Consider the following 22,752-nt stretch of genomic DNA (forward strand, 5'->3'; position numbering starts at 1 on the left):
CGTCAATTCCCGGCCAAAGGTCCGTCGCATGTATCGCCTGTTCATCTGGTTGGTCCGCCTCGTCTCGGCCGCGCTGACGCTCGGCCTTCTGGGCGCCTTCGGGATCTGGTATTTCGCCACCCGCTCGCTGCCCGATTACGACGCCAGCTATCAGATGGAGGGGCTCTCGGCCCCGGTCGAAATCGTCCGCTCGACCGAGGACGTGCCGCATATCTTCGGGCAGACCGATGCCGATGTCTATTTCGCGCTGGGGCTCGCCCATGCGCAGGACAGGCTGTGGCAGATGACGATGGCGCGCCGCACCGTGCAGGGCCGGCTGAGCGAGGTTTTCGGGGCGAAGACGCTGAAGACCGATGAACTCATGCGCCGGCTTGATCTTTACGGCGCGGCGCAGGCCTCGGTCGCGGTTCAGGACGGGCCGACTGTAGTGGCGCTCGAGGCCTATGCCCGCGGCGTCAATGCCTGGATCGAAGAGGTGAACCGCCGCGCGCTGGGCCGGGGCGCCCCGGAGTTTTTCCTCTTCGAGGCCGAAATCGCCTATTGGACCCCCGCCGACTCGATCGCGCTCCTGAAGCTGATGGCGGTGCAGGGCGCCACGCAGATCGACACCGAAGTGCTGCGCGCCCAGCTTTCCCTGCTCGGTCAGGGCTGGGCCGAGGATCTGATGCCCGCGGTTCCCGGCCCGGGCACGATGGCGCTGCCGCGCTATGCGGCGCTGTTTCCGACCCTGCCCGCAGGCGCCGCCCAGACCGCCGCCGACAGCACGCCGCCTCTCTCTCCCTTTGCCGGGCGCGACTTTGCCGCCGCCTCGAATGCCTTTGCCGCCGCGCCTGCGCGTTCGGCCGCGGGCGGCTCGCTTCTGGCCAACGATCCGCATGCGCCCCTCGCCGCGCCCTCGCAATGGTATCTGGCCCGGCTCGAGCTTTCCACCGGCGGCGTGATCGGCGCCACCATCCCCGGCATTCCCGCCATTCTCACCGGGCGCAGCGCCGCGCTGGGCTGGGGCATCAGCGCCTCCTTTGCCGATGACGCCGACCTTTTCGTCGAGGAACTCGACCCGAAAACCCCCGAGCGCTACCGCACCCCGACGGGATGGAGCGATTTCACCACCCGCAAGGTGATCGTCACGGTCAAGGACGCCGCCCCGGTCACGCTGACGCTGCGCTGGACCGAGAACGGACCGGTCCTGCCCGCCGGTCACTTCGATCTGGGCAAGATCACCCCGCCCGGCCATGTGATCAGCCTCGGCTGGTCGGCGCTTTCGCCCGCCGATACCTCGATGTCGGCGGCGCTGAAGATCATGCAGGCCAAATCCGTGCCCGCGGCGGTGGCGGCGGGCGAGGGCTTCCTTGCCCCCTCGGTCAACATGACGCTGGCCGATCAGACCTCGGTCGGGCTGGTGACGCTCGGCGCGCTGCCCGGCCGCGATCCGGCCAATGCCACGCAGGGGCGGATGCCGCAACCGGGCTGGGTGGCGGCGAACCGCTGGCAGGGCCGCCTGCCCTATGACGCCAATCCGCGCCTGCTCGACCCCGAGGGCGGGATCGTGATCAACACCAACAACAAGCTGACCGACCGGCCCTTTCCGCTGCATGTCAGCCACGACTGGGGCGACAGCCAGCGCGTCGCCCGGCTGACCCGGCTGATGGGCGAGCGCGAGGTGCATTCGCGCGAAAGCTTCATCGCGGTGCAGACCGACACCGTATCCCCGGCCGCGCGCGGGCTTTTGCCGCTTGTCGGCGCCGATCTGTGGTTCACCGGCACCCCCGCGCCCGAGGGCACGCCCGAGCGCTTCCGCCAACGCGCGCTGGAACTTCTGGCCGCCTGGGATGGCGACATGAACGAGCACCTGCCCGAGCCGCTGATCTATGCCGCCTGGATGCGCGCGTTCCAGAACCGGCTGATCCGCGACGAGCTGGGCCCCGAGCTGGCCGAGAAATTCCTGCATATCGAGCCGCTTTTCCTGGAACATGTGCTGCGCAACGTGAATGGCGCGGCGCGCTGGTGCGACGTGCTGCAATCGGCGCCCTCCGAGACCTGCACCGACATCGCCCGGGTGTCGCTCGATGCGGCGCTGCTCGGCCTGAAGGAAAAATACGGGCCGCAGATCGAAAGCTGGCGCTGGGGCGACGCGCATGAGGCGCATCACGACCATCCGGTGCTGGGACACAACCCGCTGCTGGGCTGGCTGATGAACATCCGGCAATCGACCTCGGGGGGGGATTTCACCCTCAACCGCGGCCTGACCGCGGGCACCGGCCCCGAGCCCTTCGCCAATGTCCACGGCGCGGGCTATCGCGGCGTCTATGATTTCGCCGATCCGGATTCTTCGGTCTTCATCATCGCCACCGGGCAATCGGGGCATCCGTTCTCGGCCCATTACGACGATCTGGCCGATCTGTGGCGGCGCGGCGAATATGTGCCGATGTCGCTCGACCCGGCGCTTGCGCGCGCCGCCGCCGCTGGCATCACCCGGCTGGAACCCCTCGGCGCTTCCGAGTAACGGCGAAAGGGCGTATTTTCACCAAGAAGAAACCGCAGCTTTTTCTTGGCTTAAATACGCCCTTTCAACGGCTTGCACCGCAAAGCTAAAGTGCGCTGAACTTCGCCTTTTGCGCCTCGGTCCAGCGCAGGCGCAGCTGCCAGCCCGCTTCGCCCTGCAGCTCGTTTCGGATCACGCCCTGGGCATGCAGCCAAGCATGTGCCTTGCCCGCGGTGAAGGGCAGATCCAGATCTTCCTCGATCCAGTCTTCGCCCAGACGCGCCTCGATCGCCGCCACAAGCGCGCCGATCCCTTCGCCCGACAGCGCAGAGACCGCCTGCACGTCCGCGCGCCGCGCATCCTGCGCGAGCAGGCCCGCCCGCACCGCCTCGGACAGCGCGTCGATCTTGTTCCAGACCTCGATCAGCGCCACATCCTCGGCCACGCCAAGGAATTCGAGGATCTCGCCGACATCTTCGGCCTGTTCCTCGGTCTCGGGGTGGGAAATGTCGCGCACATGCAAGATCAGATCGGCTTCCAGCACCTCTTCCAGCGTCGCGCGGAAGGCGGCCACCAGCTCATGCGGCAGATCCGAGATGAAGCCCACCGTATCCGACAGGATGATGCGCCGCCCCGAGGGCAGCACAAGGCCGCGCATCGTGGGATCGAGCGTGGCGAAAAGCATGTCCTTGGCCAGCACTTCGGCCCCGGTCATGCGGTTGAAAAGCGAGGATTTTCCGGCGTTCGTATAGCCCACCAGCGCGACAATGGGAAAGGGCACCTTGCGCCGCGCCGCGCGGTGCAGCTCGCGCGTTTTCACCACCTTGGCCAGCTGCCGCTTCAGCCGGATCACCTGATCGTCAATCGCGCGGCGGTCCGCCTCGATCTGGGTTTCGCCCGGACCGCCGACAAAACCGAAGCCGCCGCGCTGGCGTTCAAGGTGCGTCCAGGCCCGCACCAGCCGGGTGCGCTGATAGGAGAGCGCCGCCAGTTCCACCTGCAGCACGCCTTCGCGCGTGCGCGCCCGATCGGCAAAGATCTCCAGGATCAACCCGGTCCGGTCCAGAAGCTTGACGCCCCATTCCTTTTCCAGATTGCGCTGCTGGATCGGGCTCACCGGGCCATCGACCAACACCAGATCGACCTCGGCCGCCTGCAGACGCTCTTTCAGCTCGGCCATCTTGCCGGTGCCGAACAGATGCCCGGCATGAGGCTTCGGCAGGCGCACGATTTCGTGGCCCATGATCTGCAGATCCGGCAAAGCCGCCGCAAGCGACACCGCCTCGGCCAGCCGCAATTCCGGTTCGCGCCGGGCATCGACCGCCTTCAGGTCCGGGTGCAGCACCCAGACGCGGGTCGGACGGTCTTTCGAATGGATGGGGTCGCTCAGTCTTCGCCCTCGTAAAGAGAGATCGGCGAGCCGGGCATGATGGTCGAGATCGCGTGTTTGTAGACCAGCTGCGACTGGCCATCGCGGCGCAGCAGCACGCAGAAATTGTCGAACCAGGTGATCACGCCCTGCAGCTTCACCCCGTTGATGAGGAAGATCGTGACCGGAACCTTGGTCTTGCGGACGTGGTTGAGGAAGGCGTCCTGAAGGTTCTGTTTGTCGGCAGCCATTTTTTCTTATGCCTTTTTTTCTGTCTTGTCCTGTCGCGCGGGGCCGGGTGCGGTCTCCCTGATGCAAGTATGCGCAAAGGTGCAAGAGATTCCAGCCAAAAAGCAGAGACTTGCGCCCAAGGCACGGAATTTGACGTTTCCTGTCGCCCGCGGGGCGCAGTCGGGGGACCGGTCCGGCCCCCGCAGCCTCAGAGCTCGTCGCCCGCGGTCTCGATGTCGTCCTCTTCGGCCTCGTCAAAGCCCGCCCCGCCGCGCCCGGTCTTGCCCGAGGTGACGACGCCCAGCGACTTCAGCTTGCGATGCAGCGCCGAACGTTCCATGCCCACAAAGGCCGCCGTGCGCGAGATGTTGCCGCCAAAGCGGTTGATCTGCGTCAGCAGATATTCGCGTTCGAAGAGCTCGCGCGCCTCGCGCAAGGGCAAGGACGCCAGCTGCCCGCCGAGCACGATCCGCCCCGCATCGGGCTGGGCCGCATTGCCCGGCAGTTCCCGCGCCTCGATCGGGCCGCTGCCCTCGCCCAGGATCAGCACCCGCTCGATCACGTTGCGCAATTCGCGGATGTTGCCCGGCCAGTCCATCGTCTGAAGGCTGGCCACCGCTTCCTCGGACAGCGCCCGCAGTGCCAGCCCTTGGGTGCGGTTGAAGACCTCGATGAAATGGCTGGCGATCAGCGGCACATCCTCGCGCCGCTCGGAAAGCGAGGGAACGGCGATCGGCACCACATTGAGCCGGTCGTAAAGTTCCTGGCGGAACCGCCCGGCGGCGATTTCCGCGGTCAGGTTGCGCGTGGTCGAGGAAATCACCCGCAGATCGACGCGCACCTTGTCGGAGCCGCCGACCCGGGTGAATTGCTGCTCGGTCAGCACGCGCAGGATTTTCGATTGCGTGCCCAAGGGCATCTCGGCCACTTCGTCGAAATAGATCACCCCGCCATGGGCTTGTTCCAGAAGGCCTTTTTCAATGCCGCGTTCGGGGGTTTCGCGGCCAAACAGCACCTCCTCCATCCGCTCGGGGGCGATCGTCGCGGAATTCACCGTGACAAAGGGCGCCGCCGCCCGGGTCGAATGCTGGTGGATATAGCGCGCCGCCGATTCCTTGCCCGAGCCGGGATCGCCCGTCAGCATCACCCGGCCGTTCGATTTCGTCACCTTGTCGAGCTGATCCTTGAGCCGCCGGAACGCCGCGGAATTTCCGATCATGTCGCCTGAATGCAGATCCCGCCGACGCAGGCTGGAATTTTCCCGCCGCAACCGGCTGGTTTCCATCGCGCGCGAAATCACTACCATCAGCTGGTCGATGTTGAAGGGCTTCGAAATGAAATCATAGGCGCCCTGCTTGATCGCGGCCACCGCAATCTCGATATTGCCATGCCCCGAGATGATGATGATCGGAATATCCGGATTGTCGCGCTTCACCGTCTTCAGAATGTCGATCCCGTCCATCCGGCTGTCCTTCAGCCAGATGTCGAGGATCATCAGCGCCGGGGCCTCGGCATTGATCGCCTCCATGCAGGCGTCGGAATTGGCCGCCGTCCGCGTCGCATAGCCTTCATCCTTGAGAATGTCGGCGATCAGGTCGCGGATGTCCTTTTCGTCATCGACGATGAGAATGTCGCTCATGGCTCACTATCCTTGATGGCGCGCAGCCCGGAGCGGGCGCGGGGCAGTCTGATTTCGGCGCAGGCGCCCGGATGGGCCTCCGGGCCAAAGGCGGGGGCATCGGTCAGAACCAGCATGCCGCCATGTTCCTCGATGATCTTCTTGACAATGGAGAGGCCAAGGCCGGTGCCCTTGGCGCGGGTGGTGACATAGGGTTCGAAGAGCCGCGCCCGGTCGGGCGGCAGGCCGATGCCGTTGTCCATGATCCGGATCTCGACCGCTTCGGGCTCGGCGCGCAGGCTGACGCGGACCTGCGGCGCATAGCCCGCGGGGGCGCCCTTTTCGATCAGGCTTTCGATCGCCTCGCCGGCGTTCTTGATCAGATTGGTCAGCGCCTGGCTGATCATCGTCGCATCGAGTTCGACCACCACCGGCGCCTCGGGCAGATCGGCCGTCAGCTTCGCGCCATGCAGCGATCCCTCCTGCAACAGCACCGCATCGCGGGTCAGCGCTACGATGTCATGATCGCGCCGGTCGGGTTCCGGCATCCGGGCGAAGCGGGAAAATTCATCGACGATGCGGCGCAGATCGTCGGTCTGGCGCACGATCACCCCGGTCAGTTGCTCCAGCGCCTCGGCTTCGTCGGGGGCGACCTGACGGGTGAACTTGCGCTTGATCCGTTCGGCCGAAAGCTGGATCGGCGTCAGCGGGTTCTTGATCTCATGCGCGATCCGCCGCGCGACATCGCCCCAGGCCGCCATCCGTTGCGCCGAAACCAGCTCGGTCACGTCGTCAAAGGCCACCACATAGCCCTCGCGCTGCCCCGAGGCGCGCCGCTCGGCCATCCGCACCAGCAGGCTTTCCAGCCGCCCCTCGCGGGAGACCCGCACCTCTTCTTGCACGACCGCATGAAGACCGTCCTGCAACTTCTGGAAAAGAGAGGCGAATTCCGGAACGGCATCGGCCAGGGGGCGGTCGGTGTCCCGCGCGGCGGACAGCTTCAGGATCCGCACCGCCGAGGGGTTGAGAAAGTCGATCCGCCCCTCGGCATCCAGCCCGATCACCCCCGAGGTCACCGAGGACAGAACGGAATCGAACATCCGCCGCTGTTCGTCGGTTTCGCGATGCGAGGCCACCAGCTCGTCGCGCTGGCCCTTGAGCTGGCCGGTCATGCGGTTGAACACCTGCCCCAGCGTGGCGATTTCGTCATCGCCCTCTTCCTCGATCACCCGCGCGTCAAGATCGCCGCGCCCGACCCGCTCGGCCGCCGCGGCCAGCCGCCCGATCGGCCGCGACAGCCGCTCGGCAAACCACAGCCCGGCCCAGATCGCCGCCAGAATCAGGATCATCGCAAAGCCGACATAGACCAGACCGAATTCGAACAGCACCCGCCCGCGCGAGGCTTCCAGCTGCTGATAAAGGCTCACCGTCTCGCGCGTGTTGTCGAGCAGCGACAGGATCTGGCCATCGACCGCGCGCGAGACATACAGATAGCGGTCGACATAGGCATCGAGCTTGATCAGCGCGCGGAATTCCGAGGTCGGCCAATCCTCGATCAGCACGGTCGCGCCCTTGGCCGCCGCCACCACCTTTTCGGGCGGCGGGGTCTCGTAGTCGAACAGATACGAGCGGTCGCCGCGGGCCACGATCTCGGCGCCGCCGTCGATCACATAGGCTTCCTTGAGCCCGCGCTGGATGCCCTGCTGCCCCGCCACCAGCCATTCGCGCAGATCCCCATCATCGGCAAAGGTCGCCGCCTGCCGACGCAGGTTCAGAAAGCCGGCCAGCGCCTCGGCATCCTGCACAAGATCGTGGCGGTGTTCCTCCTGATAGGCTTCGGCTGCCGAAAGCGAGGTGCCGACGACCGAGCGGACACGATCGGAAAACCAGCCCTCAAGCCCGATATTGACCGTCAGCCCGGCAAAGAGTGCGACCAGCACCGTCGGCACCAGCGCGATCCCGGCAAAGACCCAGGTCAGACGCAGCGTCAGCCGCGAGCCGGTCGCCCGCGCCCGCCGCGCCGCCAGCATCTGCGTCAGCCGCAGCAGGATCAGCCCGGCCAGAACCAGAAAATAGACGAAATCGCCCAGAAGCGTCAGCCGCAGCGCGATGCTGTCGGCGCCCTGCCCCATCGGCCCCAGCACGACAAAGGTCAAAATCGCCAGCGCCGGACCCAGCACCGCAAGGCCGAAGACGAAGCCGCTTTGAACGCGACGCTGGCGACGCAGCCGCGAAAGCCGTTCCCAAGCTGAGCCACTCCTCGTCATGGACACGACGGGTCCCCCGGTTCTCCGCCGCGGCGAATCCCGTGAGGTGGATTTGCCACAAATACCTGTGGCCTATTTACATCAGTTTGCGCCGCCTTGTCACCTGAATATCCAGATCGGTGATCTTTTTGCGCAAGGTATTGCGGTTGATCCCCAGAAGATCGGCACATCTGGCCTGATTGCCGCCGGTCGCATCCAGGGCAATCTCGATCAGCGGGGCTTCCATTTCCGCCAGAATCCGGTCGTAAAGCCCGGGCGGCGGCAGGTTGCCGCCATGCAGGTCGAAATAGCGCCGCAGATGCCGCGCGATCGAGGCCGACAGCTTCTCGCCCTCGCCGCCCGGGCCGCGCAGCGGCTCGACCGCGGGCTGGTTGCCCAGCACGAATTCCACCTCGGCGCGGGTGATTTCCTCCTCGGACGCGGTCACGACGAGCCGCCGCACGGTGTTTTCCAGCTGGCGCACATTGCCCGGCCAGGCATAGGCCCGCACCAGCGCCATCGCCTCGGCCGAAAACCGCCGCGTGCCCAGACCGTCGCGCTCGGCCCGGCCGAGGAAATGCTCGGCCAGCAGCGGAATGTCCTCGACCCGCTCGCGCAACGAAGGCACCGCCAGCGTCACCCCGCCCAGCCGATAGAACAGATCTTGCCGGAACCGGCCCGCCTCCATCAGCGCGCCCAGATCGACCTGGGTCGTCGCCATGATCCGTGGCGCCGGATCGGGCAGCGCATCGAGCATGCGCACGATCCGCCCCTGGGTCTCGTCGTCGTAATCGCCGACCTCGTCAAAGACGAGCGAGCCGCCCTTGACGCGCGACAAAAGCGCCGAGGGGCCATCCGCCCCCGCCAGATCGGCCGCCTGCGCGACGACAAAGGGCAGCGTGCGCCGATCCGAGAAATCGTGAATCGCCTTGGCGATCAGCGACTTGCCGGTGCCCGATTCGCCCATGATCATCACCGGCAGATCGGCATTCATCACCCGCGCCACCAGCCGGTAAAGCGCCTGCATCGCCGCCGTGCGCCCGACCAGCGGCAGATCGGTGCCCTCGGGGCGGGTGCTTTCCACCACCTTCGGCACCACCTGCGCCCGGCGCTTGAGTTCCAGCGCCCGCGCCGCCCGTTTCATCAGATCGGGCAGATCAAAGGGCTTGGGCAGGTAATCATAGGCATCGGCTTCCGCCGCCTGAATCGCCGTCATGATGGTGTTTTGCGCCGAAATCACGATCACCGGCAGGCCCGGCCGTTCCCGCGCGATCCGCGGCAGCGCTTCGAGCCCGTTGCCATCGGGCATGATCACGTCGGAAATCACCAGATCGCCCTTGCCCTCCTCGACCCAGCGCATCAGCGTCATCAGCGAGGCCGTGGCATGGACCTTGCAGCCGGCGCGGGTCAGCGCCTGGGTCAGAACGGTGCGGATCGTGCGATCGTCGTCGGCGACAAGAACGGTGCCATCCATCGGTCAATGCTCCTTCGGGGCCACGGGCAGGGAAATGCGGAACACGGTGCGGCCGGGGGCGCTTTCAAGGCTGACCCAGCCATTGTGTTCCGAGACGATCTTCGAGACGAGGGCAAGGCCAAGGCCGGTGCCGTTTTCGCGCCCCGAAACAAAGGGTTCAAAGATCGAGCTGGCGATGTCGGCGGGAATGCCCGGGCCGTCGTCGATCACCTCGACCTGCAGCGGCAGGCGCTGCCCGCCACCATCGGGACGGCGCAGCCGCAGCGCGTAATCATAAAAGGTGCGCAGCCGGATCGTGCCTTGCCCCCGCGCCGCTTCCGAGGCGTTCTTCAGAAGGTTCAGGAAGACCTGTGTCAGCTGATCGGCATCGCCCAGCGTCGGCGGCAAGGAGGGGTCGTAATCCTCGACGATCAGCATATGGGCGCCAAAACCAACGGCGGCGGATTTTCTTGCCCGATCAAGCACATCGTGGATGTTGACCGGTTTCATCTCGGGCGGGCGGACATTGCCGAACTGCTCGACCTGCTCCAGCAGCTTCACGATGCGGCGGGTTTCATCGACGATCAGATCGGTCAGTTCCAGATCCTCGCCCGAAAGCCCCATCGACAAAAGCTGCGCCGCCCCGGCGATGCCCGCCAACGGGTTCTTGATCTCATGCGCCAGCATCTCGGCCATGCCAATGGCCGAACGCGCCGCCGATTTCACCATGCTCGCCCGGCCCAGCCGGTCGGCGATCTCGCGCGGCGAGATCAGCAGCAGCACGGTTTCCGGGTCATCGGCGATCGGCGCGGCCTGCAGATTGCACTGCACCGGCGCGCGTTCGCCGGTGGTCAGATCAACGTCGTTGACGAAAAGCGCCGAGCGGTTCTTGCGCACCCGGGCGAAGATTTCCTCAAGCGGCGCCGAAATCGCCAGCCGCTCGCCCAGCACCTGCCCCTTGAGCGCCCGCGCCGAAAGATTGAGGAAAAGCTCGGCCGCCGGATTGATCTCGATCACCCGATCATTGACGTCGATCATCAGCGCAGGCAGCGGCAGCGAGTTCCAGATGATGCCGGGCGGGGGCAGGTTCATGCGGCCTCCCTGTCGGAAAAGGCGCTGCGGATCAGCGCAAGCGTGGCGGCGGGATCGGTGGCGCGCATCATCTCGGCGCGCAGCGGCGCGGCGGCGGCCTCGGCATACCAGCCCAGATGCTTGCGCGCGATGCGCAAGCCCAGATCGCGGCCGTAAAAACTGAGGATCGCCTCGTAATGCTCTGACACAAATTCAGAAAATTCAGAACCAGAGGGCAGCTTCGGCATTGCCGTGCCAAAGATCGCGGCGGCGATCTGCGCCAGCCGCCACGGCGCGCCTTGCGCGCCGCGCCCCACCATCACCCCCGCCGCGCCACTTTGATCCAGCGCCGCGCGGGCCGAGGCGGCATCGACAATGTCGCCATTCGCCACCACCGGCACCGAAACCGCCTGCCGCACGGCGGCAATCGCGCGCCAATCGGCCGCACCGGTGTAGAACTGCATCCGGGTGCGGCCGTGAATGACGATCATCTTCACCCCCGCGGCTTCGGCCCGCCGGGCAATCTCGGCCGCGTTCAGCTGGTCGCTGTCCCAACCGAGCCGCATCTTCAGCGTCACCGGCAGATCGACCGCGCCCACGACCGCCTCGATCAGCCGCAAGGCATGATCGGGGTTGCGCATCAGCGCCGCGCCCGAAAGCCCGCCCGTCACCTTTTTTGCCGGACAGCCCATGTTGATGTCGATGATTTCGGCGCCCATGTCGGCCACGATCTTCGCCGCCTCGGCCATCGGCGCGGCCTCGCGCCCGGCCAGTTGCACCGAGGTCGGCAGCCCCGCCGCCAGTTCCGCCCGCGCCTTGGCCCGAACCGAGGGCTTGGCGGTCAGCATCTCGCCCGAGGCCACCATTTCCGACACGACGAGCCCCGCACCGAACCGCGCCACCATGCGCCGAAACGGCAGATCGGTGATGCCCGCCATCGGCGCCAGCAGCACCGGAGGATCAAGGTGAAGGGTCTCAAGGCGGATCGTCACGGGTTCTCTCGCGTTCAACTGCCCAAGGAACTAGCGGCACGGCCGGGGAATCACAATTGCTACCGACGCCTTGGCCCTCACATTGGCGAGAAAAATCGGCATATGCCCGAAATTTATGCAACCAGCTGCGGCTCTGTGTGCATTGCGCCCGGGCCGCGCATGGCCTAAGCCTTTGGCAAGCAAGGAGGCAGCATGTCGGTTGCGGTGATCATCGTCGCGGCAGGTCGCGGCACGCGGGCGGGCGAAGGCCTGCCGAAACAATGGCGCGATCTGGCCGGAAAGCCGGTTCTGGCGCGCACGGTCGAGGCTTTTGCCGGGATCGGGCGGGTTCTGGTCGTGCTGCATCCCGATGACATGGGGCTTGGCATGGATTTGCTGGGCGGCTCGGTCGTGCTGGTTGCGGGGGGCGCGACGCGGTCCGAAAGCGTCAAGAACGCGCTTGAGGCGCTGGATGGCTCGGATGTGACGAAGGTGCTGATCCATGATGCCGCGCGGCCGCTGGTTCCGGCCTCGGTCACCGCCGCGGTTCTGGCCGCTTTGGAAACCACCCCGGGGGCCGCGCCCGCGCTGGCCGTGACCGATGCGCTTTGGCGCGGCGCGGCCGGTCTGGTCGCGGGCACCCAGGACCGCGAGGGGCTGTACCGGGCCCAGACGCCGCAGGGCTTCCGTTTCCCCGAGATTCTGGCCGCGCATCGTGCCCATCCGGGCGGTGCCGCCGATGATGTCGAGGTGGCGCGGCACGCGGGGCTTTCCGTGGCGATCGTTCCGGGGCATGAAGACAATCTGAAGATCACCTATGCGCAGGATTTCGCCCGCGCCGAGGCGATATTGCGTGAAAGGAAGGGGCAAAAGATGGATGTGCGACTGGGCAACGGCTATGATGTGCATGCCTTTTGCGAAGGCGATCATGTGGTGCTGTGCGGGGTGAAAGTGCCGCATGTGAAGGCGCTGCTCGGTCATTCGGATGCCGATGTGGGCATGCATGCGCTGACCGACGCGATCTATGGCGCGCTGGCCGAGGGTGACATCGGCCGTCACTTCCCGCCCTCCGATCCGCAATGGAAGGGCGCCGCGAGCTGGATCTTCCTCGACCATGCGGCGAAACTGGCGAAATCGAAAGGTTTCCGGATCGGCAATGCCGATGTGACGCTGATCTGCGAACGGCCCAAGATCGGCCCGCATGCCGTGGCGATGGCGGCGGAACTCGCGCGGATCATGGAGATCGAGCCCGCGCGCGTCTCGGTCAAGGCCACGACGTCCGAGCGGCTCGGCTTTACGGGCCGCGAGGAAGGCATCGCCTCGATCGCCACCGTGACGCTGATCGGCGCGTAAGATGGCGGCCCGCTGGCTGCAGGCCATCACCACTTTCGGCTTCGTCGGCCGGTTGCGCCCTGCCCCGGGCACCTGGGGCACGGCGGCGGGTCTGGCCCTGCTTTGGGCGGTCGAACGCTTCGCAGGATTTGGCCCGCTTGTGGCGGCAACGGCTGTGATCACAGCCCTGGGCTTTTGGGCCGTGGCGCGCGAATTGCGCGACCGCCCGGGCGAGGACCCTTCGGAAATCGTCATCGACGAGGTGGCGGGCATCGGCGTCGCGCTGATCTTCCCGGCCGCCGGGTTCTGGCTGCGGGACATGTCGATGGTCTGGCCGGGGCCGGTGGCGGCGTTCCTCTTCTTCCGGCTCTTCGACATCTGGAAGCCCTGGCTTGTCGGCCGCGCCGACCGCCGCGGCGATGCGGCGGGGGTGATGCTTGACGATCTCTGGGCGGGGCTCTTTGCGGGGATCTGCACGGTGATCGCGGCCGGTCTCTGGCACGGGTTCATCAGATGATCGCCGCGCAAGTGCTTGATGCGGCGCGCGAAAAAGGCCTTCGCATCACCACGGCCGAAAGCTGCACCGGCGGCATGGTCGCCGCAGCGCTGACAGAGATCCCCGGATCGTCCAGCGTCTTCGAGCGCGGCTTCGTCACCTATTCGAACGCCGCCAAGGTCGAGATGCTGGGCGTTTCACCCGCGACGCTTGAGGCCTTTGGCGCGGTTTCCGAACAGGTCGCCCGCGAAATGGCGCTGGGCGCGCTGGCCCGGTCCAGCGCCGATCTGGCGGTGTCGATCACCGGCATCGCGGGCCCCGGCGGATCGGAGTTCAAACCCGAGGGCCGCGTCTGCTTCGGCATCGCCCGCCGCGGTGGCGCGGTCGAGACCGAAACGCAGGATTTCGGCGCCCTTGGCCGCGCGGCCGTGCGGACGAAATCCTGCGATCACGCCCTGTCGCTCCTGGCCGCCGCGCTTTCATAATGCGCCGCAATTCCCGGCTTGGCGCGGAAATTGCGCTCATTTCCCGGGCAACCCGAATACGCCCATGATTTGGGCGCCCCTGCCCCCCACTTGCGCCTTTTCACGGCGGTTTCGGCATGCTTCGCCGCTGCAAAACCGACAAGGAGGATTCGGGATGAACGGGGCAGATACCGCCTGGGTCAGCATGGCGACGGCGCTGGTGCTGTTGATGACGCTGCCGGGCCTGGCGCTTTTTTATGGCGGGCTCGTGCGGGCGCGCAACGTGTTGTCGCTCTTCATGCAGTGTTTCGCGCTGGCGGCAGCGATGAGCCTTCTTTGGCTGCTTGCCGGCTATTCGATCGCCTTTGGCGAGGTCGGCGGCGTCTGGGGCGGCCTGTCGCGTCTTGGCATGATCGGCGTCACCGCCGAGAGCCTGCGCGGCACCCTGCCCGAGATTCTGTTCTTCGCCTTCCAGATGACTTTCGCCGTGATCACACCGGCGCTGATCCTCGGCGCCTTTGTCGAGCGGGTGAATTTCTGGTGGGTCCTCAGCTTTTCCGCGCTCTGGATGCTGCTGGTCTATGCGCCGGTCGCGCATTGGATCTGGGGCGGCGGCTTCATGGCCGATGGCGGGATCTTCGGCGCCACGGGCACGCGCGACTTTGCCGGCGGCATCGTCGTGCATGAGACCGCAGCCCTTGCCGCCCTTTTGCTGGCGGTGATGATCGGACCGCGCCGCAACCGCCACACCCCGCCGCACAACCCCGGCATGGTGGCGATCGGGGCGGGCCTGCTCTGGGTGGGGTGGTTCGGGTTCAACGGCGGCTCAGAACTGGCCGCCGACGGCACCGCCGCAATGGCGATCACCGCCACGCATCTGTCGGCCGCGGCCGCCTCGCTGTCCTGGATGTTCTGGGAGCGGATCAAGTTCGGCCGCGCTTCGCTGGTCGGCATCGTCACCGGGGCAATCGCCGGTCTGGCCTCGGTCACCCCGGCCTCGGGCTATGTCTCGCCGCAGCAGGCGGTGATTATCGGCACGGTGGCAGGGGTTTTGTGCCAGGAAGCGGTGCTGATCGTGCGGGAACGGCTGAAACTGGACGATTCTCTCGATGTCTTCGCCGTGCATGGCGTCGGTGGCATCTTCGGCACGATCATGGTGGCAGTTTATGGTGCAGCAAGCTTTACGGCACAGTTCGGCGCGCTCATCATCGTCGGTCTTTACACGCTTGCGCTGACTTGGGGGATCGCCCGCGCCGTGGCGCTGGTCTTCCCGATGCGCGTCGACAAGGAATCCGAGACCAACGGGCTTGACATCTCGACCCATGGCGAACGCGCCTATGATTTCAACTCCTGACCGCAACCCATTGTAAAAAATAAAAAAGGCCGCCATGTGGCGGCCTTTTCCAGAAACCATGGGCCACGGTCGTCAGACCTGAACCCGCCCCGACCAGCCATAAAGCGCAATCGCCCGATCCTCGAAAGCCTTGACGATCATCCGCATCGCCTGATCGAAAACGATACCGATAACCCCCTGCAACAGCGCATTCTTGAATTCGAAATCGACGAAGAAATCGACCTCGCAGCCGCCCGGCCGATCCGAGAATTGCCACCAGGAATGCATGTGCTTGAAAGGCCCGTCGAGATATTGCGTATCGACGCGGAAATTCTCGGGGTCCAGCACGACGCGCGATCCGAAGCGCTCGCGGAACACCTTGAACGAGATCACCAGATCCGCTTCCATCAACTCGGTGCCCGGACGCGGCCCGGGTTTGCGCGCGCGGATGCGGGCGGCCGAATTCCACGGCAGAAATTCCGGATACCGCGCAACATCGGCCACAAGCGCATACATCTGCGCCGCCGAATAGGGCATGAAACGCTGTTCGGTGTGCCGCGGCATCGTGCCCGTCTCCCTTTTCCCGCGCCTCTTCTTGCGATAAAGCAACTGAAATGCAAGGGCCGAGAGGCCGCAGGAGGAACGATGTCGCAAAGCGGTTACGTGATCGACCAGATGATCTCGGCAAAGGCGATCGCCGCCCGGGTCGAGGCGCTTGGCGCCGAAATCACCGAGGCCTTCAAGGATACCGACCGCCTGGTCGTGGTGGGGCTGCTGCGCGGCTCCTTTGTCTTCATCGCCGATCTGATCCGGGAAATCGGCGTCCCCTGCGAGGTCGATTTCCTGGAGGCCTCGTCTTATGGCAACGACACCACCTCGACCCGAGAAGTGCGCGTTCTCAAGGACTTGCGGGGCACAATTGGCGGGCGCGACGTGTTGGTGGTGGAAGATATCGTCGACACCGGCCACACGATTTCAAAGGTGATGGAGATGTTGCGGGCACGCGCGCCGCGGCGGATCGAATGCTGCGCCATGCTCGACAAGCCGTCGCGCCGCGAGGTCGATGTGAAGGCGCGCTGGACCGGCTTCGAGATCCCCGACGAATTCGTCGTGGGCTACGGGCTCGACTATGCGCAGAACCACCGCAACCTGCCCTTCATCGGCACGGTGCGGTTCCTGGATCAGGCAAAGTGATCACACAGCGCCGGGCCAGCATCTTGCCCGCCCGGCGCAGAGCCGCAGCTATTCCCCGTCGCCCGCCAGAAGCGGATCGACCTTTTGTGTGATCACATCCGCGGTCAACGGCCCGGCAATGCGCATCACGATGCGCCCCTCGCCATCGACAACGAAGGTTTCGGGAACCCCCGCGACGCCCCAATCGAGCCCCATCTTGTTGCGCGGATCGGCGCCCAGCTTCGCATAGGGGCTGCCCATCTCGTCCAGGAAGGCCTGCGCCTTGTCGGGCGTGTCCTTCCAGTTCACACCTATAATCTCGATTCCGTCCTGTTTCAGACCGATCAGATTCGGATGTTCGACCCGGCAGGGCGCGCACCACGAAGCCCAGAAGTTCACCAGCTTGATCTTGCCATCACGCAGATCGGCATCGGTAAAGGGCATCGCCGCCCCCAGCGGTTCCAGCTGCACCGGCGGCGCCTCCTTGCCCGCAAGGGCTGTCGGCATGTCGTTCGGATCATTCTGCTGCATCGCGAAATAGCCCGCGCCGATGAAGCCAGCCATCACGATAAGCGGCAAAAACATCAGGGGCTTAGCCATCGTTCTTCATCCGTTCTTCCTGCGCCTTCAGCGCCCGTTTTACCTTTGCGCCGCGGATCAGCGTCACCGCGACCAGCCCCGCCAGCAGCACCAGCGTCGCCCCCCAGGACCCGAGGATGGTGACCGTGTATTTTCCGAACTCCGGCATCATGCCATGCGCTCCCTCTGCTCAAGCGCCTTGAGACGGCGCGCGCGGATCTCTGTGCGGGTGCGCAACAGCAGCAGCACCACGAAGAGCAGCCCGAAACCGACGATCGACAGCACCAAAGGCTGCCAATAAACATCGGCAATATGCTCTTCCTTGTCGAGGCTGAGCGTCGCGCCCTGATGCAGCCCCTGGTTCCAGAAGATCGCCGCATAGCGCGAGAGCACCGCAAAGACCGAGCCCACAAGACACAGAACCCCGGTCAGATCGGCGGCGGTATCGGGGTTTTCGATCGCCTCCCACAGCGCCATGTAGCCCAGATAGAACAGGAACAGGATCAGGAACGAGGTCAGCCGCGGGTCCCATTCCCACCAGGTCCCCCACATCGGCTGCCCCCAAAGCGCGCCGGTAACCAGCGCGATCAGCGTCATCACCATGCCGATCGGCGCCGCCGCCCTTGCGGCCAGTGCGGAAACATGGTGACGCCGGATCAGCCAGATCAGCGAGGCGACCAGCATCATCACCCAGATGTTGATCGCAAAGGTCGCCGCCGGAACGTGCACATAGATCACCTTCACCGTCGCCCCGAATTCGGCCGCGACCGGGGTGAAGAAGAACCCCCAGACAAGCCCCGGCACCAAAGTCAGAACCGTGGCCCCCACGACCCAGGGCAGCAGCCAGCCCGAAGTCTGCATGAATTTGACCGGGTTCGCATATTCCCAGATCGACATCGGCTTTCCTTCCCCTTGCGCCTTCCGCAGATGCCACGCTTTCGCACGGCGCGGATTGACGCGCATCAACTTGGAATCATTCTCACCGCAAATTGACCCGGATCGCGGCGGCCGAGGCAAAGGGCACCAAAGCCACGGTGGCCGCGGTGATCCCCGCCAGCATCGCCAGCGGCACTTCGACCGCCAGCCCCTCGACGCCGCGCCGCACCAGCTCGGCGCCAAAGATCAGCGTCGGCACATAAAGCGGCAGAACCAGCAGCGACAACAGCAAGCCGCCCCGCTTCAGCCCCACCGTCAGCGCCGCGCCAAAGGTGCCCAGAACCGAGAGCGCGGGCGTGCCCAGAAGCAGCGAGATCTCGAGCCAGAGATAGGCGGGCGTGGGCAGATGCAGCAGCACGGCGAAAAGCGGAGCCGCCAGCACCAGCGGCAACCCGGTGGTGATCCAATGCGCCAGCGCCTTGATCGTCACCACCGCCTCCATCGGGATCGGCGCGGTGGCCAGAAGATCCAGCGAGCCATCCTCGAAATCGAGCGCGAAGATCCGGTCAAGCGACAAAAGACAGGCGAGCAGCGCCCCCAGCCACAGGATGCCGCTGGCGATCCGCGCCAGAATCGCACCCTGCGGGCCGACGCCAAAGGGCACCAGCGTCACCACGATCAGAAAAAACGCGAGCCCCAGCCCGAAGCCGCCCCCGGCCCGGATCGCCAGCCGCAGATCCCGCGACAAAAGCGCCATCATGGCAACATCCTCCGCCCGTCGCAGATCTCGGCAAGTGCGTATTTGGACCAAGAAAAAGCCATGCCGTTTCTTCTTGGCGCAAATACGCCCTTTTGCGGCTGGACCCGGGCGCCGCGGCTCACAGGAAAGCCCCGTCAAAGCCGTGATCGAAGGCGCCGCGGTGGCCGCCCGCCTCGGGCGGACGCGCCTTGAACGGCGCCAGATCCAGCACCGCGGCCTCGGCCAGACCCAGGTCGATATGCGTCGCCATCAGCGCCGCGCCGCCTGCCGCCAGATGCGCCCGCACCGCTTCGGCAAAAAGCGCGACCGAGGCCGCATCAAGCGAAACCGTCGGTTCATCCAGCACCCAGACCGGACGCCCGGTGACCAGAAGCCGCGCCAGCCCCAGCCGACGCTTCTGCCCGGCCGAGAGGCTTGCCGCGGCGCGATGTTCGAGCGCCCGCAGGTTCATCCGTTCAAGCGCCGTCTCGACCCCGTCGGTGGCATGGATCGCCGCCCAGAACTGCAGGTTCTCGCGCACCGACAGCGTGGCCTTCAGCCCGTCGGCATGGGCGGCATAGGCGATCCCCTCGGGCGGCATCGACACCCGCCCGGCCAGCGGCGGCTGCAGCCCGGCCAAAGTGCGCAAAAGCGTCGTCTTGCCGATCCCGTTCGGGCCGCGCAACACCAGCGCCTGCCCCGCCGTCAGCGCAAAGCTCACCCCCTCCAGCACGGCAAGACCGCCCCGGCTGACGGTGAGATTTTCGACGGCGAGCAGCGTCATGCGGCCGGACCCGCGCCCGGCAGCGGCAAGAGCGCCGCGGCCACGCGGCGCCCTTCGGAAAGCAGCACATTGTAATGACGCGCGGCGGCGGGCGTGGCCATCGGCTCGACCAGCACGCCAAGCGCTTCAAGATCGAGCTGCAAGCCTTTGGGAAGATGGGAGATATCAGCCCCCATCCCGCACAGGAGCAGATCCACCTGCCCCGCCAGCGCGCGCAGCGCCGCAAGATCGTCAAAGCCGCTCCAGGCCGTCGCGCCCTCGGCCCGGATCAAAAGCCCGCCGCGATGCACCGCCCCGGCGACGCGAAAGAACCCCGGACCGAAACCGTCGATCGGCAGTGCCGCCCCGAAGCCCGGCTCACGGGGCGCCATCTTGCGCCCCGCCCGAGAAGAACTTGTCCGAGGGGTCCTTTTTCTCCTTGTTGCGGTCCAGCCCGATGAACAGCACCACATTCTTGGCCACATAGACCGAGGAATAGGTGCCCACGATCACCCCCCAGGTGATGGCAAAAACGAAGCCGCGGATCACGTCGCCGCCAAAGACCAGAAGCGAGACAAGCGCGATCAGCGTCGTCCCCGAGGTCATCACGGTGCGGCTCAGGGTCTCGTTGACCGAAAGGTTCATCACGTCGCGCAGCGGCATCGTCTTGTATTTGATCAGGTTTTCGCGCAGCCGGTCAAAGACGACGACGGTGTCGTTGATCGAATAGCCGAGGATCGTCAGCAGCGCGGCAATCGTCGTCAGGTCGAACTTGATCTGAAAGGCCGCAAAGATGCCGATGGTGAAGACGACATCATGCACGAGCGAGGCCAGCGCGCCGATCGAATACTGCCATTCGAAGCGCAGCCAGACATAGATGACGATCGCCACCGTCCCCGCCAGAACCGACCAGATCGCGGTCCAGATCAGCTCCCCCGAGACTTTCGGGCCGACGGATTCGGTCGAGACGAAGACCACCGCCGGATCGACGCCCTGCAGCGCCGCCTCGATCCGCGCCATGTCCTCGGGGTGCATCGCATCCTGCCCGGGCTGGGCCTGGATGCGGATCGAGGCCACATGCTGATCGGCGCGGAAATTCGGATCGAAGACCTCGGTGATCGCCACATCGCCCAGATCGAGCGGCGCGAGCGCGGCGCGATAGGCGGCAATCTCCAGCGGCTGCGTCGATTCCGTGCGGATCGTCGTGCCGCCGCGGAAGTCGATGCCGAAATTGAGCCCCATCACCACCGCGATCAGGATCGAGCCGATCACCGCCACCACCGAAAAGCCGAAGGTCAGCCATTGCCAGCGGAAGAAGTCGATCGCGGTATGTTCGGGGACGAGTTTGAGACGGAAAGCCATGGTCGCTCCTCACACCACGATCGTTTTCGGACGGCGCCAGCCATACCAGATGACCACCAGCAGCCGGGTCACCCAGATCGCCGTGAACACCGAGGTGACGATGCCGACAATCAGCGTCACGGCAAAGCCGCGCACCGGCCCCGCGCCAAGGACGAACAGGATCACCCCGGTCAGGAAGGTGGTGACATTGGCGTCGATGATCGCCGACATCGCCTTTTCATAGCCAAGCTCGATCGCCCGCGCCGGGCTTTTCGCCTGGCGCAATTCCTCGCGGATGCGCTCGAAAATCAGCACGTTGGCATCGACCGCGGTGCCCATCGTCAGCACGATCCCGGCGATGCCCGGCATCGTCAGCGTCGCGCCCACCGCGCCCATGAAGGCGAAGATCATCACGATGTTGAAGACCAGCGCCACGGCGGCAAAGACGCCGAAAAGGCCGTAGGACAGGATCATCCAGGCGATCACAAGGCCAAAGCCGACGACGGCGGCCTTCTTGCCCGACTCGATGCTGTCGGCCCCCAGTTCCGGCCCCACCGTCCGTTCCTCAAGGAAGGTCATGCCCGCAGGCAGCGCACCCGCCCGCAACAAGAGCGCCAGATCGGTCGCCTCCTCGATGCTGAAACGGCCGGTGATGATCCCCGATCCGCCCGCGATATGCGCCTGGATCGTCGGCGCCGAAATCACCTTGCCGTCCAGAACGATGGCAAAGGGCTCGCCGATATGGTCGGCGGTGTAATCGCCAAAGGCCCGCGCGCCGCTGACATTGAAGCGGAACGACACCGCCGGGGCGCCGTTGTCATCGGTGGTCGGGCGCGCATCGGTCAGATCGTCGCCCGTCACCACCGGAACCTCGTCCAGCATGTGATAAAGGCCCTGCCGCGAGGCATCGGGCAGAAGTTCATTGCCCGAGGCCACCGGCGCATCCGGGTTCGAGGTCGTGCCCAGCACCGGATGGAAGGTCAGTTTCGCGGTGGTGCCGATCAGATCCTTCAGCTCCTGCGCCGAGCCGATGCCGGGCACTTCGATCAGGATGCGATCGGTGCCCTGCCGCATGATCGTGGGTTCGCGCGTGCCCGCCGCATCGACGCGACGGCGCACGATTTCCAGCGATTGCTGCATGGTGCGGTCATCGGTGGCTTTCTGTTCGGCCTCCGACAGCCGGAAGACGACGGTGTCGCCCTCGCCCGTCACCTCGTAGTCGGACTGGCCGACCCCGGTCAGGCTGACCACCGGGCTTGCCAGCGTCCGCGCCACTTCGACGGCGCGGGCGATCTGCGTGCGCTCGCCGATCTGGATGCGCAATTCGCCCGCGGGCGAGGGCACACGGCGAATCGCGCCGATGGTGGCACGTTCGGCGGCCAGAACCTTGCGCGCCTCGGGCCAAAGCGCATCCATTCGGGCCTTGTGGACCTCGTTCAGATGCACCTCGGCCAGAAGATGCGCGCCGCCGCGCAGATCCAGCCCCAGATTGACCAGCGCCGAGGGCGCCCAGTCGGGCCAGGCGGCCTTGGCGGCGACCTGGGTCTCGGTCATCGCCCCGGTCTTGTCGAAGGCGGCAACGGCGTCGTTATGCCCCTCGACCCGGGAATAGAAGAGGTTGGGCGCCGCCGTGATCAGCGCCGCAAGGCACAGACCCAGAATGACGAAACGCTTCCAAAGCGAAATCTGCAGCATGGCGGCGCGGCCCCGGTTCAGGTCAGTTGTTGGCGGCCGGTTCGGTCTTCGACAGGACCTGAACGACGGCGCTGCGGATCATCCGCACCTTCATGTCCTTGGCGATCTCGACCTCGACTTCGCCGTCTTCGCGCAGATGCACGATCTTGCCGATGATGCCCGCCTGCGTCAGCACCATGTCGCCACGCCGCAGCGCATCGACCATCGCCTTGTGTTCCTTGGCTTTCTTTTGCTGCGGGCGGATCAGCAGGAAATACATGATCACGAAGATCAGGATCAGCGGCACGAACTGGCCGAAGGCTTCAAGGCCTCCGACAGCGGCAGAGGCATCCTGGGCATAGGCGGGAGTGACGAACATGGCATGGTCCTTTCGTTAGGGCCGTGGGGGCGGTGCCCCGGTTTTCGGCGGGCACCCTAGCCGTGGCCCCCCGCAATGGCAAGGCGCGAGCGGCAGGCCGGGGCCGCGATCACGGTTGTGTCAGGAAAAAGGGGGCGCTGCCCCCTCTTCGGCTGCGCCGAA

23 protein-coding genes are annotated in these 22,752 nt (G+C 65.8%); 6 read left to right on the forward strand and 17 right to left on the reverse strand.

Annotation, left to right across the window (positions count from 1 at the left end; all coding sequences use genetic code 11):
- The first annotated feature begins 28 nt into the window (after nt 1–28).
- Complete coding sequence (locus tag ACTTAG_RS09640; protein WP_444462126.1) at nt 29–2,503, forward strand: penicillin acylase family protein; 2,475 nt, start codon at nt 29–31, stop codon at nt 2,501–2,503.
- An 85-nt stretch (nt 2,504–2,588) separates the two neighbouring features.
- Here ACTTAG_RS09640 and hflX read toward each other — a convergent pair whose 3' ends face one another.
- From hflX to dusB, 7 genes are all read right to left on the reverse strand, one after another.
- Nucleotides 2,589–3,872: a GTPase HflX gene (hflX, locus tag ACTTAG_RS09645; protein WP_444465226.1), complete on the reverse strand. Its 1,284-nt coding sequence runs from the start codon at nt 3,870–3,872 to the stop codon at nt 2,589–2,591.
- On the reverse strand, nt 3,869–4,102 hold the full coding sequence (gene hfq / locus ACTTAG_RS09650) for an RNA chaperone Hfq (RefSeq protein ID WP_013067525.1): 234 nt from the start codon (nt 4,100–4,102) through the stop codon (nt 3,869–3,871). The genes hflX and hfq overlap by 4 nt, the downstream gene beginning before the upstream one ends.
- Before the next feature lie 188 nt (nt 4,103–4,290).
- Nucleotides 4,291–5,721, reverse strand: coding sequence for a nitrogen assimilation response regulator NtrX (gene ntrX, locus ACTTAG_RS09655; RefSeq protein ID WP_444462127.1), 1,431 nt, complete (start codon nt 5,719–5,721; stop codon nt 4,291–4,293).
- Nucleotides 5,718–7,967, reverse strand: a complete 2,250-nt coding sequence (locus tag ACTTAG_RS09660) for an ATP-binding protein (RefSeq protein ID WP_444465227.1) — start codon at nt 7,965–7,967, stop codon at nt 5,718–5,720. The genes ntrX and ACTTAG_RS09660 overlap by 4 nt, the downstream gene beginning before the upstream one ends.
- Nucleotides 7,968–8,043: 76 nt before the next feature.
- Nucleotides 8,044–9,420 (reverse strand): response regulator, encoded by a 1,377-nt coding sequence (locus ACTTAG_RS09665; RefSeq protein ID WP_444462128.1) that lies wholly within the window; start codon nt 9,418–9,420, stop codon nt 8,044–8,046.
- Between the two features lie 3 nt (nt 9,421–9,423).
- Nucleotides 9,424–10,491 (reverse strand): two-component system sensor histidine kinase NtrB, encoded by a 1,068-nt coding sequence (locus ACTTAG_RS09670; RefSeq protein ID WP_444462129.1) that lies wholly within the window; start codon nt 10,489–10,491, stop codon nt 9,424–9,426.
- Nucleotides 10,488–11,462, reverse strand: a complete 975-nt coding sequence (dusB, locus tag ACTTAG_RS09675; RefSeq protein ID WP_444462130.1) for a tRNA dihydrouridine synthase DusB — start codon at nt 11,460–11,462, stop codon at nt 10,488–10,490. The genes ACTTAG_RS09670 and dusB overlap by 4 nt, the downstream gene beginning before the upstream one ends.
- A gap of 192 nt (nt 11,463–11,654) precedes the next feature.
- Here dusB and ACTTAG_RS09680 point away from each other — a divergent pair, with 192 nt between their 5' ends.
- The 4 genes from ACTTAG_RS09680 to ACTTAG_RS09695 all read left to right on the forward strand — a co-directional run bounded on the left by ACTTAG_RS09680 (nt 11,655) and on the right by ACTTAG_RS09695 (nt 15,087).
- Nucleotides 11,655–12,794 (forward strand): bifunctional 2-C-methyl-D-erythritol 4-phosphate cytidylyltransferase/2-C-methyl-D-erythritol 2,4-cyclodiphosphate synthase, encoded by a 1,140-nt coding sequence (locus ACTTAG_RS09680; protein WP_444462131.1) that lies wholly within the window; start codon nt 11,655–11,657, stop codon nt 12,792–12,794.
- A gap of 1 nt (nt 12,795) precedes the next feature.
- Nucleotides 12,796–13,290, forward strand: a complete 495-nt coding sequence (locus ACTTAG_RS09685; RefSeq protein ID WP_023915966.1) for a phosphatidylglycerophosphatase A family protein — start codon at nt 12,796–12,798, stop codon at nt 13,288–13,290.
- Nucleotides 13,287–13,754 carry a CinA family protein gene (locus ACTTAG_RS09690; RefSeq protein WP_444462132.1) on the forward strand — a complete coding sequence of 156 codons (468 nt, stop codon included), beginning with the start codon at nt 13,287–13,289 and terminating at the stop codon, nt 13,752–13,754. The genes ACTTAG_RS09685 and ACTTAG_RS09690 overlap by 4 nt, the downstream gene beginning before the upstream one ends.
- A gap of 154 nt (nt 13,755–13,908) precedes the next feature.
- Nucleotides 13,909–15,087: an ammonium transporter gene (locus tag ACTTAG_RS09695; protein WP_444462133.1), complete on the forward strand. Its 1,179-nt coding sequence runs from the start codon at nt 13,909–13,911 to the stop codon at nt 15,085–15,087.
- Between the two features lie 72 nt (nt 15,088–15,159).
- On the opposite strand, the gene ACTTAG_RS09700 is transcribed toward ACTTAG_RS09695, so the two are convergent.
- On the reverse strand, nt 15,160–15,630 hold the full coding sequence (locus ACTTAG_RS09700) for a type II toxin-antitoxin system RatA family toxin (protein WP_444462134.1): 471 nt from the start codon (nt 15,628–15,630) through the stop codon (nt 15,160–15,162).
- 81 nt (nt 15,631–15,711) lie between these two features.
- On the opposite strand from ACTTAG_RS09700, the gene hpt reads away from it, so the two are divergent.
- Complete coding sequence (hpt, locus tag ACTTAG_RS09705) at nt 15,712–16,260, forward strand: hypoxanthine phosphoribosyltransferase (protein WP_444462135.1); 549 nt, start codon at nt 15,712–15,714, stop codon at nt 16,258–16,260.
- A gap of 48 nt (nt 16,261–16,308) precedes the next feature.
- Here the strand turns inward: hpt and ACTTAG_RS09710 are convergent, their stop codons facing one another.
- The 9 genes from ACTTAG_RS09710 to yajC form a co-directional block, all read right to left on the reverse strand.
- Nucleotides 16,309–16,839, reverse strand: a complete 531-nt coding sequence (locus tag ACTTAG_RS09710; RefSeq protein ID WP_444462136.1) for a DsbE family thiol:disulfide interchange protein — start codon at nt 16,837–16,839, stop codon at nt 16,309–16,311.
- Complete coding sequence (gene ccmD, locus ACTTAG_RS09715; protein ID WP_444462137.1) at nt 16,832–16,990, reverse strand: heme exporter protein CcmD; 159 nt, start codon at nt 16,988–16,990, stop codon at nt 16,832–16,834. Before ccmD ends, ACTTAG_RS09710 begins: the two co-directional genes overlap by 8 nt.
- A complete protein-coding gene (locus ACTTAG_RS09720) occupies nt 16,987–17,715 on the reverse strand; it encodes a heme ABC transporter permease (RefSeq protein WP_444462138.1) in 729 nt (242 codons plus the stop codon). The genes ccmD and ACTTAG_RS09720 overlap by 4 nt, the downstream gene beginning before the upstream one ends.
- A gap of 82 nt (nt 17,716–17,797) precedes the next feature.
- On the reverse strand, nt 17,798–18,454 hold the full coding sequence (gene ccmB, locus ACTTAG_RS09725) for a heme exporter protein CcmB (RefSeq protein ID WP_444462139.1): 657 nt from the start codon (nt 18,452–18,454) through the stop codon (nt 17,798–17,800).
- A gap of 118 nt (nt 18,455–18,572) precedes the next feature.
- A complete protein-coding gene (ccmA, locus tag ACTTAG_RS09730) occupies nt 18,573–19,217 on the reverse strand; it encodes a heme ABC exporter ATP-binding protein CcmA (protein WP_444462140.1) in 645 nt (214 codons plus the stop codon).
- A complete protein-coding gene (locus ACTTAG_RS09735) occupies nt 19,214–19,588 on the reverse strand; it encodes an Mth938-like domain-containing protein (RefSeq protein WP_444462141.1) in 375 nt (124 codons plus the stop codon). Before ACTTAG_RS09735 ends, ccmA begins: the two co-directional genes overlap by 4 nt.
- Nucleotides 19,575–20,558 (reverse strand): protein translocase subunit SecF, encoded by a 984-nt coding sequence (gene secF, locus ACTTAG_RS09740; protein WP_444462142.1) that lies wholly within the window; start codon nt 20,556–20,558, stop codon nt 19,575–19,577. The genes ACTTAG_RS09735 and secF overlap by 14 nt, the downstream gene beginning before the upstream one ends.
- A gap of 9 nt (nt 20,559–20,567) precedes the next feature.
- On the reverse strand, nt 20,568–22,232 hold the full coding sequence (gene secD, locus ACTTAG_RS09745) for a protein translocase subunit SecD (protein ID WP_444462143.1): 1,665 nt from the start codon (nt 22,230–22,232) through the stop codon (nt 20,568–20,570).
- Between the two features lie 22 nt (nt 22,233–22,254).
- A complete protein-coding gene (gene yajC / locus ACTTAG_RS09750) occupies nt 22,255–22,590 on the reverse strand; it encodes a preprotein translocase subunit YajC (protein ID WP_444462144.1) in 336 nt (111 codons plus the stop codon).
- Nucleotides 22,591–22,752 lie beyond the last annotated feature (162 nt).

It is taken from the genome of Rhodobacter capsulatus, from assembly GCF_052363185.1.
Lineage (GTDB): Bacteria > Pseudomonadota > Alphaproteobacteria > Rhodobacterales > Rhodobacteraceae > Rhodobacter > Rhodobacter capsulatus_E.

Bases quoted from the DNA above. Each gene is read 5' to 3' on its own strand.
- ACTTAG_RS09680 (WP_444462131.1), top strand. From the start codon at position 11,655: ATGTCGGTTGCGGTGATCATCGTCGCGGCAGGTCGCGGCACGCGGGCG.
- ACTTAG_RS09640 (WP_444462126.1), top strand. From the start codon at position 29: ATGTATCGCCTGTTCATCTGGTTGGTCCGCCTCGTCTCGGCCGCGCTG.
- secD (WP_444462143.1), bottom strand. From the start codon at position 22,232: ATGCTGCAGATTTCGCTTTGGAAGCGTTTCGTCATTCTGGGTCTGTGC.
- ACTTAG_RS09695 (WP_444462133.1), top strand. From the start codon at position 13,909: ATGAACGGGGCAGATACCGCCTGGGTCAGCATGGCGACGGCGCTGGTG.
- ccmB (WP_444462139.1), bottom strand. From the start codon at position 18,454: ATGATGGCGCTTTTGTCGCGGGATCTGCGGCTGGCGATCCGGGCCGGG.
- ACTTAG_RS09690 (WP_444462132.1), top strand. From the start codon at position 13,287: ATGATCGCCGCGCAAGTGCTTGATGCGGCGCGCGAAAAAGGCCTTCGC.
- secF (WP_444462142.1), bottom strand. From the start codon at position 20,558: ATGGCTTTCCGTCTCAAACTCGTCCCCGAACATACCGCGATCGACTTC.
- ccmA (WP_444462140.1), bottom strand. From the start codon at position 19,217: ATGACGCTGCTCGCCGTCGAAAATCTCACCGTCAGCCGGGGCGGTCTT.
- ACTTAG_RS09685 (WP_023915966.1), top strand. From the start codon at position 12,796: ATGGCGGCCCGCTGGCTGCAGGCCATCACCACTTTCGGCTTCGTCGGC.
- hfq (WP_013067525.1), bottom strand. From the start codon at position 4,102: ATGGCTGCCGACAAACAGAACCTTCAGGACGCCTTCCTCAACCACGTC.
- ACTTAG_RS09670 (WP_444462129.1), bottom strand. From the start codon at position 10,491: ATGAACCTGCCCCCGCCCGGCATCATCTGGAACTCGCTGCCGCTGCCT.
- yajC (WP_444462144.1), bottom strand. From the start codon at position 22,590: ATGTTCGTCACTCCCGCCTATGCCCAGGATGCCTCTGCCGCTGTCGGA.
- ACTTAG_RS09720 (WP_444462138.1), bottom strand. From the start codon at position 17,715: ATGTCGATCTGGGAATATGCGAACCCGGTCAAATTCATGCAGACTTCG.
- ccmD (WP_444462137.1), bottom strand. From the start codon at position 16,990: ATGATGCCGGAGTTCGGAAAATACACGGTCACCATCCTCGGGTCCTGG.
- ntrX (WP_444462127.1), bottom strand. From the start codon at position 5,721: ATGAGCGACATTCTCATCGTCGATGACGAAAAGGACATCCGCGACCTG.
- ACTTAG_RS09660 (WP_444465227.1), bottom strand. From the start codon at position 7,967: ATGACGAGGAGTGGCTCAGCTTGGGAACGGCTTTCGCGGCTGCGTCGC.
- ACTTAG_RS09665 (WP_444462128.1), bottom strand. From the start codon at position 9,420: ATGGATGGCACCGTTCTTGTCGCCGACGACGATCGCACGATCCGCACC.
- ACTTAG_RS09700 (WP_444462134.1), bottom strand. From the start codon at position 15,630: ATGCCGCGGCACACCGAACAGCGTTTCATGCCCTATTCGGCGGCGCAG.
- ACTTAG_RS09710 (WP_444462136.1), bottom strand. From the start codon at position 16,839: ATGGCTAAGCCCCTGATGTTTTTGCCGCTTATCGTGATGGCTGGCTTC.
- ACTTAG_RS09735 (WP_444462141.1), bottom strand. From the start codon at position 19,588: ATGGCGCCCCGTGAGCCGGGCTTCGGGGCGGCACTGCCGATCGACGGT.
- hpt (WP_444462135.1), top strand. From the start codon at position 15,712: ATGTCGCAAAGCGGTTACGTGATCGACCAGATGATCTCGGCAAAGGCG.